Here is a 15,993-nt window from a genome sequence, read left to right on the forward strand (position 1 = left end):
TTGTCATCTCCGCTGGTATCTGTTCCGGAGGAGTATCGCGGCGGCGTTCATCGACAGCAACACCACCAGCAGCGTCATCACGCCGGCCGCGAGCACGCCGTGGCGGAACTCGGCGGCGGGTTCGCTCGACCACGCGAATATCTGGCGGGGCATCGCGCTGAACTGCTCGGTGAACGCGCCCGGCGCGTTGAACACCACGGCGGCCGCGCCGATCATCAGCAGGGGCGCGGTCTCGCCGATGGCCCGCCCGAACGCGAGGATGGTGCCGGTCAGGATGCCGGGCAACGCCTCGGGCAACACCACGTTCCGGACGGTCTGCCACCGGGTCGCGCCCATGCCGTAGGAGGCTCGCCGCATCGAGTCGGGCACCGCCCGGATGGCCTCCTGGGCCGAGATGATGACGATGGGCAGGATGAGCAGCCCGACCGTCAGCCCGCCGACCAGCACCGACCCGGTGGTCATGTTCGCGTACCGGACGAACAGCGCCAGCCCGAGCAGGCCGTAGACGACCGAGGGCACGCCCGCGAGGTTCCCGATGTTCACCTCGATGAGGTCCACGACCCGACCCAGCCGACCGCCGTCGGGGGCGTACTCTTCGAGGTACAGCGCCGCTCCGACGCCGACCGGAAACGCCGAGACCACGATGACCAGCATCATCATGACCGACCCGACCAGCGCGGGATAGATGCCCGCCCGCTCGGCGAACCGCGAGTGGGGGTCGGTCAGGAACTGCCAGTCGAGCCACGCGGCCGGGCCCGCGAACCCGTACGTCTCGACGACCAGCGCGCCGACCGCGAGGCCGCCGTACACCGCGACCGGGAGCGCGAGGCCGGCGACGGTCTCGCCGCGGCGGACGACGCCCTCGACGTAGAGGCCGGTCGGCACCGCGACCGACAGCGCGACCACGACGAGCAGGTAGTCGTCGACGCCGACCGCCGGGGCGACCACCACCGCGAGGACGCCCGCCGCGAACGCGAGGCCGGCCGCGAGCGCGCCGGCGAGTCGGCTCTCGCGCCGACGCGCGACCAGCACACCGGCCGCCAGCGCGACCGGGCCGCCGAACGAGTACAGCACCATCGTCGGCCAGTTGAGCCAGAGCAGCGCCGACCGGAGCGCGCCTTCGAGGCTGGGGACCGCGCCCGGAACGCCGACGAACGCGACTAGGACGGCGGCGATTCCCACGGCGGCCCGCTCGAACGCGACCGGGCGGGGGCGGACCCGCCGGTGGACGCCGAGCGCGAGTCCGACCGCGCCCAGCGCCGGCGCGACCGCGAACCACTCGTGGGGTTGGGACACTTCGAGGACGAGGAGCGCGAGCCCGGCCCCGACGAGCAGGCAGAACGCCGGCAGCGCGGCGGCCATCGCCCCCGTCCATCCGGCCTCGCGGTCCCGGAAGCCGTAGTAGGCGACCAGTCCGCCGGTCGGGACGACCGCCGCGAGTCCGTACGCGAGGTACCAGCCCGCGTCGGCCGAGAACGGCCGGACCGCGTCGACCGCGACGTACAGCAACAGTACGAACACCATCGAGATGCCGAACAGGGTCGCGCCGAGGCAGGCCCACTCGAACGCCGCGCCCCGGAGTCGGTTCGTCTCGCCGCCGGTTCCGTACCACGAGTCGCTCCGGTTCTGGTTCTCTGTCGCCATTATCGGTACTCCTCCCGGTAGCGCGCGGCCACCAGATTGCTCGCGACGTTCATCGAGAACGTGACCGCGAACAGCGTCAGCCCGATGGCGAACAGCGCCTGATACGCGGCGGTCCCGCCCGCGATGTCGCTGGACGCGAGTTGGACCATCGCGGCGGTCATCGGCTGGGACGACTCGAACAGCCCCGGAATCAGCTTCGGGCTCATCCCGCCCGCGACCACGACGATCATCGTCTCGCCGATGGCCCGCGAGAGCGCGAGGATGAACGACGAGAAGATGCCCGAGACGGCGGCGGGGACGACAACCCCGGTCGTCACCTCGAACTTGGTCGCGCCCAGGCCGTACGCGGCCTGGCGGAGCGAGTCGGGCACCGCGCTCATGGCGTCCTCGCTCAGGCTCGACACCATCGGGATTATCATCACGCCCACCATGACGGAGGCCGACAGCAAATTGAAGGTACTCACGGGCAGTCCGACCGCCCGGAGCGCGGGCGTCAGGTACACCAGCGCGAAGAAGCCGTACACCACGGTCGGGATGCCCGCCAGCACTTCGAGCGCGGGCTTGAGTATGGACCGAACGCGTTCGCTGGCGTACTCGCTGAGGTACGCCGCCGAGGCGACCCCGACGGGGACCGCGACCAGCGCCGACAGCGCGGTGACCGCCAGCGTGTTGGTCAACAGCGGCAACAGCCCGTACGTCTCGTCTATCTTCGGGCTCCAGTTCGCACCGGTGAAAAACGCGACCGGCGACACGCGGGTAAAGAAGTCGACGGCGTCGAATACCAGCGTGGCGACGATGGCCAGCGTGACCAGCACCGACAGCGCCGCGCAGCCGAACAGCAGCCACTCGATGCCCCGCTCCTTGAGCGACCGGGCGCGGCGTCCGCCGGCGAACGCGGGCTGGTCGGGCCGCTCGCTCCGTGATGCGTCACTCATGGTGTCGTCGTGGAAGTGTCGGTCGTGGCGGAGGTCGTTCGCCCGTCGAGCACGCGCTCTAGCTTCTCGAGGTTCTCCGCGCGCAGGTCCTCGCTCGCGGGGACGTACCCGACCTGCGAGACGAGGTCGGTCGCCGACTTCTCCAGGTAGAACCGGACGAACGCGGCCACCTGCTCGTTCTCGCGGAGCGACGCGGCGTCCGGGTAGACGAACAGCGGTCTCGCCATCGGGTACGCGCCGGTCCTGGCGGCGTCGAGGCTCGGCGGGGTGCAGTCGCCCGACTCGTCCTCGGCGACCGGGACGCCCTTCAGCCGGTCGCTGTTCTCCTCGTAGTGGGCGAACCCGAGGTACCCCATCGCGTACTGCGAGCCCTCGACGCCCTGTACGATGATGTTGTCGTCCTCGGTGGCCTCGTAGTCGCTCCGGTGGGCACCGGCCTCCCCGACCACGTTCTCGGTGAACCAGTCGAACGTCCCCGACGTCGAGGCCGGCGCGTACAGCTCGAAGGGCTCGTCGGGCCACTCCTCGCGCACGTCGCTCCACGTCTGGGCCCCGTCGGGGCCCCATATCCGGGCCAACTCGTCGAACGTCATGCAGTCGACCCAGTCGGCGTCCTCGTTGACCGCGACCGTGAGCGCGTCGCTGGCGACCTGGAACTCGACCGGTTCGACGCCGTTGCCCGCACACTGGTCGGTTTCGGTGTCCTGTATCGGCCGCGACGCCCCGTTGACGTCGGAGTCGCCGTGGCAGAAGTGGTTCCTGAAGCCGCCGCCGCTCCCGGTCGAGTCGACCGTGACGTCGACGCCGGCGTGTCGCTGCTGGAACTCCTCGGAGGCCGCGACCGAAATCGGGTACACCGTGCTGCTTCCGGTGACGGTGACGGTCCCCGAGAGGTCGCCCTCGCCCGACCCGGCTCGCGCGCGGTCGTAACTGCGTCCGATGCAACCGCCCAGCGCGGTCGCACCGGTGCCAGCGGCGGCGAACAGGAACCGGCGGCGCGCGGCCGAGTTCGGGCGCTCCGTGCCTCCCATCACCTCGTGTGAGGCTCCGTTCGGTGTAAATACCCTTCTATTATTTCTATATAGTGTTACGGTGTTCCACTCTCTCATGGGGTTCGAGCCGGCTACTGTTCCGGGAGATGGGCGAAATCAGGAGATGCCCTGGCCCCAAACGCCGAGATGGAGCCCTCAGTCGGCGTCTCGTTCGCTCCGGGTCGTGTCGAATCTCGGCGATACCGAAACGAGCTATCGTATATAGAGATAGGTGGATTTATGCCTACCCGGTAGAATTTTCGGATATGGAGACCCGAAAGGTGCAGGTGACCGGCGGTTCGACGTTCACCGTCTCGATTCCCAAAGACTGGGCCACCGAAAACGGAATCGCCGCCGGCGACGAACTCGCCTTCTATCCCCAGGAGGGGTCGCTGGTCGTCTCGCCCCGCGAGTCCGACGAGAAGTCGGAGGGGACCATCGACATTACCGACCTCCACGGCGAGAGCCTCACCCGCACGGTGATGACCATGTACGTCAGCGGCTTCGACGTGATGGTGCTCGAATCGAACCGCATCGACGCCGAGCAGCGACAGGCCATCCGGTCGGCGACCCAGAGCCTCGTCGGCCTGGAGGTCATCGAGGAGACCGGCGACCGGGTCGTCATCCAGGACCTGCTCGACTCCTCGGAGCTGTCGGTCCACAACGCGGTCACCCGGATGCGGCTCATCGCGCTCAGCATGCTCGAAGACGCCGTGACGGCCGTCTGCGAGAACGACGACACGCTCGCGGAGGACGTCATCGAGCGCGACGACGACGTCGACCGGCTCTGGTTCATGGTGTCGCGCATCTTCCGGGCGACCCTGCGGACGCCCAAGGCCGCCGAGGAGCTGGGCATCCCCCGGGAGATATGCTTCGACTACCACTCCAGCGCCCGACAGCTCGAACGCGTCGCCGACCACGCCGCCAAGACGGCCCAGCACGCGCTCGAACTCGGCGAGATTCCCGCCGAGGTGGCCGAGGCGCTCGTCGCCCTCCACGAGGACGCCGACGACGTCGTCAACACGGCCATGGACGCCCTGTTGATGGACGAGACCGACCGCGCGGTCGAACTCGGCAACGACGCCCGCGAGCGCGTCCGGGACATCGACCAGCACACCCGGACGGTCGACGACCTCGTGCGCGACCTCGACGCCCAGCAGGCCCAACTGCTCGGGCTGGTCGTCGACTCGCTGTCACGGAGCGCCGACTACGGCGGTAACGTGGCCGAGACCGCGCTCCAGAAGGCCGCTCCGCGCCCCGAGAACTGAGCGGCGACCGGACGCGGGGCCGAACGCAGTACGGGAACGCGACCGAGCCGCGAACCGCAGCTAATTGGGTCGGATTTCGGGGCGCGCCGCCGGTCCGAGTTTGCAAAAACGTGGCGCTCGACGTGACTCAGAGTTCGCCGAGCTTCCGCAGGAGCTGGCCCTCGTACTCCCGGTCGCTCTCGACGCCCTTGCGTTCGAGGACGTTGCGCTCCAGCTTGTCGAGCGCGACGTTGAACGCCTGCTCGGCCCCGTAGCCCTCGCCCGACCCGGCGACCTGCCCGCGGTTGGTCCGGAGCCGAATCTTGCACTGTATCAGCGGCGTTCCACGGAGCTTCTCCTTGTGCTCGTGGAGTCGGACGTGGGCGTGTCGGACCTGCATCTTGCCGTACTTGTCGGCGATCTCCTCGATGGACGTCCTGACGCTCTCCCTGCTGAGGGTGTCGAGCAGGTCCACGTTGGTTATCTGGACGTCCATCACGTCCTCCTCGGTGTACGACAGCGCTCGGAGGACGTCCGTCTTGGTGACGACGCCCTCGACCGCCCGGTCGTCGTCGACCGGCGTGACCACGAGCCCGGAGTAGTCCTCCTCGAGCATGCGCTCGACCGCCTCGCGGACGCTGCCGCCCATCGTCGCGGTCGCGACCGGACTCGACATCACGTCCGAGGCCGGCAGGTCGAGCAGCCGGTCGCCCTCGCCCGACCGGTCGCCCCGGGTGGTCTTCTCGACGTTCCGTGTCGCGAACTCCACCACGTCGTGGGTCGTCACGACGCCGGCCAGCAGGCCGTCGTCGTCGACGACCGGAAGTCGGGAGACGCCGTGTTCGCGCAGGCGGTTGATGACCTGCCCGAGCGTGGCGTCCTCGGGGACCGACACCACGTTCTCGGTGTAGATGTCGCCGACGGTCAGGGTGTCGAGATGTTCGAGGACGGCGTCGAGGATGCGGTCCTGGTCGACGACGCCCCACAGCGTCCCGGACTCGAACACCGGCGCGACCTTGGTACCGCCCTCGACGAGCGCGCGCGCGACGTCACGGACGTCGGCGGTGCGCTCGACCTTCGGGGCGGACTTGGTCAGCGTCTCGACCTTGGTGTGGTCCTCGACGTGCGAGCGGAGCAGTTGCTTCTGGGTGAGCACGCCCTCGTACTCGCCCGCTCGCGTCACGATGATGCCCTTTGGGTTGTCCGACTCGAAGATCGACCGGGCCTTTCCGATCTCCGATTCGGCCTCCAACTCGACGTAATCCGGCGTTGCGATGTCAGCGATGTTCATCTCCATCCTGACGGTACGCATGGCCCGATTATGAAACTTGGCCGCGTTCCCGTCGGTCGGGAATCGGACCGGCAGTCCGCCCGAGGACTTTTGCCGGAGTCGACCGAATCCGGTGGGGTGATACCCGACATCGGCGCGGTCTTCGGCGAGTACACGTACCTGGCGACCGAACTCGCGTGGGGGTCGGTCGCGATATGGCTCCTCTACCGCGCGAACGCGGTGAGTCAGGCCGCGCGGACCATCGCCGCGCTCTACCCTATCGCCTACGTGTGGGACTGGTACACGCTCCGTATCGGCGTGTTCGCCATCCCGCTTCGAACCGGCGTCGAGTTCCTCGGTATCCCGGTCGAGGAACACGTGTTCATGGTGGTCGTTCCGGCGCTGGTGGTCGGGATACACGAGACCCTCGGTCGGCGGCGCGATTCCGCGACGTCAGAACGACAGCGACACGCCGAGTAAGGAGTGGTTACCGCGAGACGGCGGCGGTTCGTTCCGGAGCGCGACCGGCGTGAAATCGTCGCGCAACCGTTCGTAAGCTGTGATTTCGGAGGGGTAAATGGTGAATAACAAAGGCTAATCCGGGCGATGCGTTCTATCCATGCTGGGTTACGAGCACGGGGTGGCATAGTAATGAGCATCATTGGTGACTCTTCTGGAACCGGAAGCACCGAACCGGAGGGCCCTTCGGACCCGCAGGACGCGGCGGACTCGGACTCGCAGGTGTCCGACCTCGTCGACGAGGACGACGCCGAGAGCGAGCGAGCGGAACTCTCCCGCGATCTCGTCTTCGACGTTCTCAAGAACCGGCGACGTCGCTACGCCCTCCACTACCTCAGGCGCGCCGACGGGACGGTCCAGCTGTCGGAACTGGCCGAGCAGGTCGCGGCGTGGGAGAACGACATCACGGTCGACGCCATCTCGGCGGCCGAGCGCAAGCGGGTGTACACCGCGCTGTACCAGTCTCACCTCCCGAAGCTCGACGACGCGGGCATCGTCGACTACAACCAGAATCGCGGCATCGTCGAGCTCTCGGAGGCGTCCGAGCAGCTCGACCCGTATCTGGACCTCGACGCGGTCCCCGACGTCTCGTGGCACAACTGCTATCTCGGCGTCGCGGTCGCCGGCCTCGGGCTCGTCACGGGCGCGTGGCTCGGCCTGCCCCCGCTGTCCGCGGTCGCGGACGTGGTCCTCGCCACGCTGCTCGTGACCGCGTTCGGTGCGGTCGCGACAGCCCACACCTACTACGCTCGGCACGCGACGACGGCGGGCGAGACGCCGCCCGAGGTCGCGGAGCCGTAGCGATGACGAAGCCAGGCGCGACCGACGACGCGGCCCGGTCGGACGCGGGCGCGGCCGGACGGGGGCCCGCCGCGACCGACCCCTTCGGCTCCGTCGGCACCCAGACGCTCGTCCGGACGTCCGCCAGCGTCGACCCGCTGTCGGTGCTGCCCGAGCGCGCGTTCGACAATCTGCTCGTGGTCGCAGCCCGCGACCACCCCGCCAAGCTCCAGCGCCGCCTCGAACGCGCCGGCCGGGACCTCTCGAACGTGGGCGTGGTCCCCGTGGTGCCCGCGGCCCGCGAGTACGACGGCGACCTCTGGACGACCGACGCGGTCAGTCCGGACGACCTGACGGGACTGGGGATGCGGTTCTCGGACGCGCTCGGGCACGTCGAGCCGGGGACGGGCTGGGTGTTCGTGGACGCGCTGGGCGTCCTGTTGATGTACGCCGCCGACGCGCGGGTGTGTCGGTGGTTCCAGACCGTCGCGAATCGGGTGCGAGCCAGGGACGTTCGCGGCGTCTACTGCGCCAACGCTGGGGCCGTCGCGAGCGGGACCTACGAGCAGTTACGGTCGATGTGCGACGCCGAGTACGGAGCCGAGTGACTCGGTGAGGCGACGATTCGTGGCTCGAGGTCCGTACGCTACGGTCGCAACGTCCGGGGGTCAGTCCCCGTCCGCTACCCGTCGGGGGTCGCGGGCTGGTGTCGCCGGCACGTCCGGCGATCCGTCTACCGAGAGCGGGCCGCCGCCTTCCCGCCCGGCGCGTGGCTGTCTCGGGTCGAACTGTGGCGTCGTCAAAGCTCCCCGTTGATGACGTCGGCCACTCGGTCGCGGTCGAAGAGTTGCTCTTCGTCGGGAATCTCGGGATAGGGCCCCTCGGTGTACGTCGGCCACTCGCCGAAGGCGTCGGGGTAGAGCTGTTTGGCCGTCATCTCCAGCTGGAACAGGTTCAGTATCGGACCCTGATAGCGCGCGCCCTGGGCGTAGACGCGGTCGTTCTCTACGGCTCGAATCTGCCGGCCGACCGCGTCGTCCTCGAAGCCGCTCCGGATGGCCTCGATGTCCGTCTCGGGATGCATCCCGCCGAGGGCGAAGATGACCTCCGGGTTCGCTTCCCGAAGCGCTTCCATGCCGACCGTGGCGGTCGATTCGACGTCGCCGCCGAAGGCGCTCACCGGCTCCAGCGGCCGGATGTGGGCGGTCAAGAACCCCGGGTCGTCGAGTCGATAGGCGTAGATGCTGCTCAGATCGCTCGCCCCGACCATCACGGCCTCGGGCCGCTCGTCCACGGGCGGCAGGTCGGACTCGATGGTGCTCAGGAGTTCGCTTCGGACGTCCGCGAGCGCCTCGTAGCGGTCGGTCCCGTCGAACACCTGCGCGACTCGCTCGAACATCTCCCACAGGCCGTAATACTCGTACTCGCCCTCCCAGTCGCTGGGCGGTTCGGAGTGGGTGTCGCTCAGGTGGTTCCCGAACCACGGTCCGACCTTGGTCCGAATCTCTTCGACGTCCGCCATGTCCCAGCTATCGAGGGCGAGCACGCTGGCCGGGTCCGCCAGATGGACGTCGCTGTCCAGTTCGTACAGCCTCTCCTTGTCGGGTTCCCACGACGAGTAGAGGCCGGTCCAATCGAGCGTGACGCCGTCGAGCCGCGGGGTGAACTGGTTCCAGAGCGCGTCGTAGTACGCCGGCGCGTGCATCGCGTTCACGTCGTCGCCCCGCCCGAGGGCGAACGCCATCCCCGCGAGGTGGGTGAGCCGGGTGAAGATGCTCTCGGGGACGTCGTCGAACTCGACGTCGCCCATCGGTGACATCGTGACGGTGTACGAGGAGTCGGTCGTGGTGGTGGTGGTGGTGGCTGGCGTACCGGTCGTCGCGTCGGTCGACGCGGCGCTTTCGGTCGCCGTCGACTCCGAGTCCCCGCCGGTACATCCCGCGAGGAGGCCACCGCCGACGAGCGTGCCGCCGGCTTTCACGAGGTCCCTGCGCGTCGGTGTTTCGTGGGTGCTGGCATCTCGAGCCATGATTTTAGGCTAGCCTAAAAGCTTATAACTGTTACTGAATTCGAATCCAGTTCGAGTAAATGACCATAAATCGGCGTCTCATCGGCTATTCATCAATTCCAGTTCGGGGGCGCGGGTGGCCGACGCGCCCGTCAGATTTCACCCAGGTCCTGCTTTCTGCGCATGAGATAGAGGAAATAGGGCCCACCGACGAGTCCGGTTACGATGCCGACCGGCATCTGACCGCTGACGCTGCCGGTAAGCAACAGCAGGCCGAGTCGGGCACCGACGTCGGCACCAACCATCAGTGCGGGACCGGCGAACAGACAGCCCACGATGAGCCTCTTGTAGTCGCTGCCGACGACGCTCCGCACCAGATGGGGGACGATAAGGCCGACGAAACTGACGATGCCCGCGACGGCGATGCTGGCCGACGCTGCCAGGACCGCGACCCCCGACAGCGCGAATCGCACCTTCTCCACCGAGACCCCCAGCGACTTCGCGGTCTGCTCGCCGAGCAAGAGCACGTTCAACTGGCGGGCACTGAGCACGGCGAGCAACATCGAGACGATCGACCACGGGAGGATGATTCGGACCTGTTCCCAGCCGACGCCGGTGAGCGAACCGGTCGTCCACTGGATGGCGGTCTGGACGACGCCGAGGTCCTCCGCGAAGAAGAACATCGCGGTCTGGAGCGACTGGAACACCGTCGAGACGATGACGCCGGCGAGGACGAGCCGGACCGGACTGGTCCCGCGTTTCCACGCGATCGCGTACACGATGAGGAACGCGACCGCCCCGCCGAGCGCGGCGACGAACGGGAGCATCGCCGAGAGGCTGCTGAAGACGACCAACGACAGCAGGATCATCAGGCCGGCACCGGACGAGACCCCGAGGATGAACGGGCTCGCGAGTTCGTTGCGGGTGATCGCCTGGAAGATGGCCCCCGACACCGCGAGATTCGTTCCGACGAAGACCGCGACGAACACGCGAGGCAGCCGGATGTTCCACACGATGAGCGTTTCCGTGGCGAGCTCCGGGAGCGCTTCACCGTGAAAGCCCGTGAGCGTTCGCATCAGATTCTCCCCGACGAAGAAGTTGAGCAGCCAGCGGACGTCGAAGATTACGTCGGTGTCGACGACTGCCTGCCACGCGCTGGTCAGCGGCATCGTGTACGACCCGAACGTGATCTGGACGAGGCCCGCGGCCACGACTACTGCGAGGCTGGCGAGGCACAGCCAGAACAGAGAGGGGTCCTTGAGCCACGCGAATCGACCTCCCCCGGCCCCTCGTGACCGAGGCTCGGACGCCGTGGGCGAGGTGTCCGGGCCGCTCATGGCGTCTCCCGGTTCGCGTCGGCGCGGTCGAGCGACCCGCGGATGCGGTCGACGTCGTCAAGGATGCGGCCGTGGGCGGGACGGTAGACCGTCCCGTCGGTCGACCCGGGCGCGGCCCTCCTCATGGGGACACACCGTGGGTCTGACCGCTGACACCTGTATTTCGCGACCGATGGGTCGGTACCGGTCGAGGACTCCGATTGCCGAATCTCATACCGTTTAGGCTGACCTAATCCGACATAAACGCTACGGGTTTTAGGCGGGCCTAAATAACGCCCCGGTCGCTACTTTCCCGGGGTCCCTCGCCCCGGACACGCCGGCGGGACGGCAGCTCCGCAGTTCGACGGGCGCTCTCGGGCGGTCCGAGTGGTCGATGTCGACGTCCAGCGACCGTGCGGAGTCCCGGACGTCCTCGAGGGGCCGGAGCCGCCCCCGGTCGGGACCCCGCTCGTCACCGCCGGGGTCTTGCCGACCGGCAATGTCAGGAGTCGACGGCGTCGATACTGTTCCCGAGTAGCTGGAACCGCCAAAACCAGCGGGCGTGTTTTATATGGAGTGGGTTTGGGCAGATTTGAACTGCCGGCCTCCTCCATGTCAAGGAGGTGTCATAACCAACTAGACCACAAACCCATTTCGGTGCGGCCTATCTCGGACGCACTTGCGGGTTGGCTCGGGGGATAATTGAACCTTTCGGATTCGGATGCAGTCGGGCGGTTCTAGTGGGGGGGTTCGTTCGCGGAGTCGCTTCCCGAGGGCTCTCTCTTCTACTTCGTGGTGGTACGTAGCCCGTCCCCGTCGGTCCGGCCCGGTCGTCAGGTGCGGTACGGACCGGTCGAAGCTAGCGACTGCCTCGACCAATGAGTCCCGCGACCGCACAGCACGGCCCGACACCGCGACAGCGGGCCGCGCCCTCCCCACCCGATTGCGGTCCTCGGCCGGAGGCCTGCGGTCCTCATCCCTCGCGCGCATGGGCACGGCCACAAGCGGCCGCGCCAGCGCGCGCCGGCCGGGAGTGGCGGACAGTCCGTGCGAGCCAATCTCGAACGCCGAGCTTCGACGTCCTCCACCCCGACAGGTTTAAGAAGATGTACTATCTTGTTCATTGTAAGCCGAACAAGTACATTGGTGATACACAATGCAGGACTACATCGAGCGCGTCACCGAGGGCGAGGACCTCTCGCTCGCCGAGGCACGCGAAGCGGCCACGGCCGTCTTCGAGGGCGCGACCGAGGCCCAGATCGGCGCACTGCTGACCGCCCTCCGCGCGAAGGGCGAGACCGAGACCGAGATCGCCGGCTTCGCGCAGGGGATGCGCGACGCCGCGCGCACTATCGATCCCGACCGCGCCCCGCTGGTCGACACCTGCGGGACCGGGGGCGACGACTACGACACCATCAACGTCTCGACCACGAGCGCCATCGTCGCCAGCGGCGCGGGCGTCCCGGTCGCCAAGCACGGCAACTACTCGGTCTCGTCGTCGTCGGGCAGCGCCGACGTGCTGGAGGAGGTCGGCGTCGAGGTCGCGGCCGAACCGCCGGCCGTCGAGACGGCCATCGAGGACGACGGCATCGGGTTCATGCTCGCGACCGTCTTCCACCCCGCGATGAAGGCGGTCATCGGCCCGCGCAAGGAACTCGGGATGCGGACCGTGTTCAACGTACTCGGACCGCTCACGAACCCCGCCGGCGCGGACGCTCAGATAGTCGGGGTCTACGACCCCGACCTCGTTCCGATACTCGGGCGCTCGCTCGCACGGATGGACGTCGAGCGCGCGCTGGTCGTCCACGGTTCCGGGATGGACGAGATCGGCGTCCACGACGAGACGACCGTCGCGGAGGTCCGGGGCGACGAGGTCGAGGAGTACGCCATCGCGCCCGCCGACCTCGGACTCGACCGCCACGACGTGTCGGCGGTCGCGGGCGGCACGCCCGAGGCGAACGCCGAAGACATGCGAGGCATCGTCGAAGGGGAGGTGACCGGTGCGAAGCGAGACATCGTCCTCGCCAACGCCGGGGCAGCCCTCTACGTCGCCGGCGAAGCCGACTCCCTCGAAGACGGCGCGCAACTGGCGGCGAAGGCCATCGACGACGGCGCGGCGGCCGACAAACTCGACCGACTCCGCCGGACCGTGACGCCATGACGCGGGTGAAAGTCTGTGGCGTCACCTGCCCGGCGGACCTCCGGGTGGCGGTCGAGGCGGGCGCGGACGCGGTCGGTCTACTGGTCGACGTGCCGGTCGATTCCCCGCGCGAAATCGACCCTGCGACTGCCGCCGACCTCGCCGGGGCGACCCCGCCGTTCGTGACGACAGTGCTGGTGACGATTCCCGGGACGCCCGACGAGGCGGTCGAACTCGCCGAGGTCGTCGCTCCCGACGCGGTCCAGGTTCACGGCGACCTCGGCGCGGGCGACCTCGCGTACCTCGCGGCGAGCGTCGACGCCGACCTCCTCAAGACGGTTCCGGCCGCCGACGCCGACCGCGCGAGCCAGTACGACGAGGTGGCCGACGCGCTGCTGGTCGATTCGGCCGACGGCGACGGCGCTGGCGGTACCGGTCGGACCCACGACTGGACGCGAACCGCCGAGGCGGTCGCCGACCTCGACTCGCCGGTCGTCCTCGCCGGCGGGCTGACGCCGGACAACGTGAGCGAAGCGGTGAAGACGGTCGCTCCGTTCGCGGTCGACGTCGCCAGCGGCGTCGAGCGCGAGCGCGCCGACGACGCCCCGTCCTCGGAGGGTCGGAAGGACCCCGACGCGGTGGCGGCGTTCGTCGAGAACGCCACGCGAGCGAAACCGACTCCGAGACCATGACGATGGACTCAGAGGGGACGACGCTGGCGTCCGACGCCACCACGCCCGAGCGCGAGCAGTTCGTCGACCTCGCCGGGCGCGAAGACCCGGCGGTCATCCGGGTCGAGACCGACCTCGACGTGGAGACGACGCCCCTGTCGGCCTACGCCGCGCTGACCGGTCGGTCCACGGAGGCGACCCCCTCCGAGTACGCCTTCCTGCTGGAGAGCGCCGAGAAGACCGCGTCGAGCGACCCGGACGGCGCGTTCTCGCCGGACTCGTCGAGCGACCGGCACGCCCGCTACTCGTACGTCGGCTACGACCCGGACGCCGCCGTCACCGTCGACCCCGAGGGGACGTCGGTCGAGTCGCTCGGCGGTCGGGCGGCCCGGTACGTCGGCGACGCCGAGGACCGAACCGGTGACGGCGACGGCGACGCCCTCGACGCGCTTCGGGCCGCGATGCCCGACGCCGAGCAGCGCGGGTTCCCCGAGGGCGAGCGCCAGCGGTTCGACGGCGGACTGGTCGGCTTTCTCGCGTACGACGCGGTGTACGACATGTGGCTCGACGAGGTCGGCGTCGAGCGCCCCGACTCGCGGTTCCCCGACGCCCAGTTCGTGCTCAACACCCGGACGGTCGCGTTCGACCACAGTTCGGGGACCGTCTCGCTGGTGTTCACGCCGCTGGTCGGCCCGGACGACGACCCCGATGCGGTGTACGACGACCTCCGCGCGGAGGCCGACCGGGTGGCCACACTGCTCGAAGAGGCGACTCCGCCGTCCACGGGCGGGTTCGACCGGGAGCGCGCTCGCAGTGGCCCGCGCGGGGAGTACGAGGACGCGGTCCGAGCCGCCAAGGAGCACGTCCTCGACGGCGACATCTATCAGGGGGTCATCTCCCGGAAGCGGGAACTCCGGGGCGAGGTCGACCCGCTCGGGTTCTACGCCGCGCTCCGGGAGGTGAATCCCTCGCCGTACATGTATCTGCTCGGCTACGACGACCTGACCGTTGTCGGCGCGAGCCCCGAGACGCTGGTGTCGGTCCGTGGCAGCGAGGTGATGGCCAACCCCATCGCGGGCACCTGCCGCCGCGGGTCGAGCCCGGTCGAGGACCGCCGGCTCGCGGGCGAGATGCTGGCCGACGGCAAGGAGCGGGCCGAACACACCATGCTCGTGGACCTCGCGCGCAACGACGTCCGCCGGGTGGCGGTCCCCGGCAGCGTCTCGGTCGAGGAGTTCATGAACGTGCTCAAGTACAGCCACGTCCAGCACATCGAGAGCACCGTGACCGGCCAGCTGGCCGCCGACTCGGACGCGTTCGACGCGACGCGAGCCGCGTTCCCGGCGGGGACGCTCTCGGGCGCGCCGAAGATACGCGCCATGGAGATAATCGACGACCTCGAACGCGGCGCTCGCGGCCTCTACGGCGGTGGCGTGGGCTACTACTCGTGGTCGGGCGACGCCGACTTCGCCATCGTCATCCGGACCGCGACCGTCGAATCCGGCGACGCCGATACCGATTCGGACCGCATCACGGTACAGGCGGGCGCGGGTATCGTGGCCGACAGCGAGCCCGCCGCCGAGTACGAGGAGACCGAACAGAAGATGGACGGCGTGCTCACTGCGCTCGAACGCATCGAGAGCGAGGCGGCCGACGGCGGTCCCGACGCCGACCCATCGGACGCCGACCTCGACGCGCCGGGGGTAGAGCGATGACCGCGAGTCCGGTCGGCGGACTCACTGCGGCCGACGACTTGGGGTCGGTGCCCGACGACCTCCGGGTCCTGTTCGTGGACAACTTCGACTCGTTCACGTACAACCTCGTGGAGTACGTCAGCGAGTACGCCGACACCGAAGTCGTCCGGAACACCGCGTCGCTGTCGGACGTGCGCGCGACCGACGCCGACGCCATCGTGGTCTCGCCGGGGCCGGGCCACCCCGCGAACGACCGCGACGTGGGCGTGACCAACGACGTGTTCCGCGAGGTCGCTCCCGACGTGCCGACGCTCGGGGTCTGTCTCGGGCTGGAGGCGGCGGTGTACGCCTACGGCGGGTCGGTGGGGCGCGCGCCCGAACCCATCCACGGCAAGGCGTTCCCCGTCTCTCACGACGGGCGCGGAGTGTACGCGGGGCTCGACCAGGGGTTCCGCGCCGGGCGCTACCACTCGCTGGTGGCGACCGAGGTGCCCGACTGCCTCGCGGTGACCGCGACGACCGACCACGAGGGCGAGGAACTCGTGATGGGCGTGCGCCACCGCGAGCATCCCATCGAGTGCGTCCAGTTCCATCCCGAGAGCGTGCTGACGGCGGTCGGCCACGACGTGGTCCGGAACTTCCTCGCTGGCGTGGTGTGAGTCGTCACTCGTTCGGTCGCTTGGCTCAGCCTTCTTTCAGGTTAGTCGGACTGGCGGTCGCGAGGTGTGGGTGGCCGTC

Annotated in this window: 15 protein-coding genes and 1 tRNA gene; 8 read left to right on the plus strand and 8 right to left on the minus strand. The window is 68.8% G+C overall.

The genetic code is table 11. The features are described 5' to 3' along the window. Positions 1-3: 3 nt before the first annotated feature. Genes pstA through EPL03_RS04260 form a run of 3 tightly spaced genes read right to left on the minus strand, consistent with a single transcriptional unit; the run spans position 4 to position 3,610 of the window. On the minus strand, positions 4-1,644 hold the full coding sequence (gene pstA, locus EPL03_RS04250) for a phosphate ABC transporter permease PstA (protein WP_135828080.1): 1,641 nt from the start codon (positions 1,642-1,644) through the stop codon (positions 4-6). Next, positions 1,644-2,579: a phosphate ABC transporter permease subunit PstC gene (gene pstC, locus EPL03_RS04255; RefSeq protein ID WP_135828081.1), complete on the minus strand. Its 936-nt coding sequence runs from the start codon at positions 2,577-2,579 to the stop codon at positions 1,644-1,646. The genes pstA and pstC overlap by 1 nt, the downstream gene beginning before the upstream one ends. Continuing rightward, positions 2,576-3,610 (minus strand): PstS family phosphate ABC transporter substrate-binding protein, encoded by a 1,035-nt coding sequence (locus EPL03_RS04260; protein ID WP_135828082.1) that lies wholly within the window; start codon positions 3,608-3,610, stop codon positions 2,576-2,578. Before EPL03_RS04260 ends, pstC begins: the two co-directional genes overlap by 4 nt. A 266-nt stretch (positions 3,611-3,876) precedes the next feature. On the opposite strand from EPL03_RS04260, the gene EPL03_RS04265 reads away from it, so the two are divergent. Continuing rightward, positions 3,877-4,878: a phosphate signaling complex PhoU family protein gene (locus tag EPL03_RS04265; RefSeq protein WP_135828083.1), complete on the plus strand. Its 1,002-nt coding sequence runs from the start codon at positions 3,877-3,879 to the stop codon at positions 4,876-4,878. A 127-nt stretch (positions 4,879-5,005) separates the two neighbouring features. Here EPL03_RS04265 and EPL03_RS04270 read toward each other — a convergent pair whose 3' ends face one another. After that, a complete protein-coding gene (locus tag EPL03_RS04270) occupies positions 5,006-6,148 on the minus strand; it encodes a CBS domain-containing protein (protein WP_135828584.1) in 1,143 nt (380 codons plus the stop codon). A 117-nt stretch (positions 6,149-6,265) separates the two neighbouring features. On the opposite strand from EPL03_RS04270, the gene EPL03_RS04275 reads away from it, so the two are divergent. The 3 genes from EPL03_RS04275 to EPL03_RS04285 all read left to right on the plus strand — a co-directional run bounded on the left by EPL03_RS04275 (position 6,266) and on the right by EPL03_RS04285 (position 8,034). Next, entirely contained in the window at positions 6,266-6,607 is a 342-nt protein-coding gene (locus tag EPL03_RS04275) for a lycopene cyclase domain-containing protein (RefSeq protein WP_135828084.1), read from the plus strand. A 171-nt stretch (positions 6,608-6,778) separates the two neighbouring features. After that, positions 6,779-7,447: a DUF7344 domain-containing protein gene (locus EPL03_RS04280; RefSeq protein WP_135828085.1), complete on the plus strand. Its 669-nt coding sequence runs from the start codon at positions 6,779-6,781 to the stop codon at positions 7,445-7,447. A gap of 2 nt (positions 7,448-7,449) precedes the next feature. Continuing rightward, positions 7,450-8,034 (plus strand): DUF7504 family protein, encoded by a 585-nt coding sequence (locus tag EPL03_RS04285; RefSeq protein ID WP_135828086.1) that lies wholly within the window; start codon positions 7,450-7,452, stop codon positions 8,032-8,034. Between the two features lie 191 nt (positions 8,035-8,225). Here the strand turns inward: EPL03_RS04285 and EPL03_RS04290 are convergent, their stop codons facing one another. The 4 genes from EPL03_RS04290 to EPL03_RS04300 form a co-directional block, all read right to left on the minus strand. Next, complete coding sequence (locus EPL03_RS04290) at positions 8,226-9,455, minus strand: ABC transporter substrate-binding protein (RefSeq protein ID WP_135828087.1); 1,230 nt, start codon at positions 9,453-9,455, stop codon at positions 8,226-8,228. Between the two features lie 131 nt (positions 9,456-9,586). Continuing rightward, entirely contained in the window at positions 9,587-10,771 is a 1,185-nt protein-coding gene (locus EPL03_RS04295) for a FecCD family ABC transporter permease (protein WP_135828088.1), read from the minus strand. Further along, entirely contained in the window at positions 10,768-10,896 is a 129-nt protein-coding gene (locus tag EPL03_RS20605) for a hypothetical protein (protein WP_280178824.1), read from the minus strand. Before EPL03_RS20605 ends, EPL03_RS04295 begins: the two co-directional genes overlap by 4 nt. A gap of 431 nt (positions 10,897-11,327) precedes the next feature. Further along, positions 11,328-11,401, minus strand: a tRNA-Val gene (locus EPL03_RS04300). 505 nt (positions 11,402-11,906) lie between these two features. On the opposite strand from EPL03_RS04300, the gene trpD reads away from it, so the two are divergent. The 4 genes from trpD to trpG are packed head-to-tail and all read left to right on the plus strand — an operon-like array spanning position 11,907 to position 15,914. After that, positions 11,907-12,911 (plus strand): anthranilate phosphoribosyltransferase, encoded by a 1,005-nt coding sequence (trpD, locus tag EPL03_RS04305; protein WP_135828089.1) that lies wholly within the window; start codon positions 11,907-11,909, stop codon positions 12,909-12,911. Beyond that, positions 12,908-13,582: a phosphoribosylanthranilate isomerase gene (locus tag EPL03_RS04310; RefSeq protein ID WP_135828090.1), complete on the plus strand. Its 675-nt coding sequence runs from the start codon at positions 12,908-12,910 to the stop codon at positions 13,580-13,582. The genes trpD and EPL03_RS04310 overlap by 4 nt, the downstream gene beginning before the upstream one ends. 2 nt (positions 13,583-13,584) lie before the next feature. Then, positions 13,585-15,276: an anthranilate synthase component I gene (gene trpE / locus EPL03_RS04315; RefSeq protein WP_210424917.1), complete on the plus strand. Its 1,692-nt coding sequence runs from the start codon at positions 13,585-13,587 to the stop codon at positions 15,274-15,276. After that, positions 15,273-15,914 (plus strand): anthranilate synthase component II, encoded by a 642-nt coding sequence (gene trpG / locus EPL03_RS04320; RefSeq protein WP_135828092.1) that lies wholly within the window; start codon positions 15,273-15,275, stop codon positions 15,912-15,914. Before trpE ends, trpG begins: the two co-directional genes overlap by 4 nt. Positions 15,915-15,993: the final 79 nt, after the last annotated feature.

This window comes from Halorussus halobius (assembly GCF_004765805.1).
GTDB classification, from domain to species: Archaea; Halobacteriota; Halobacteria; order Halobacteriales; family Haladaptataceae; genus Halorussus; species Halorussus halobius.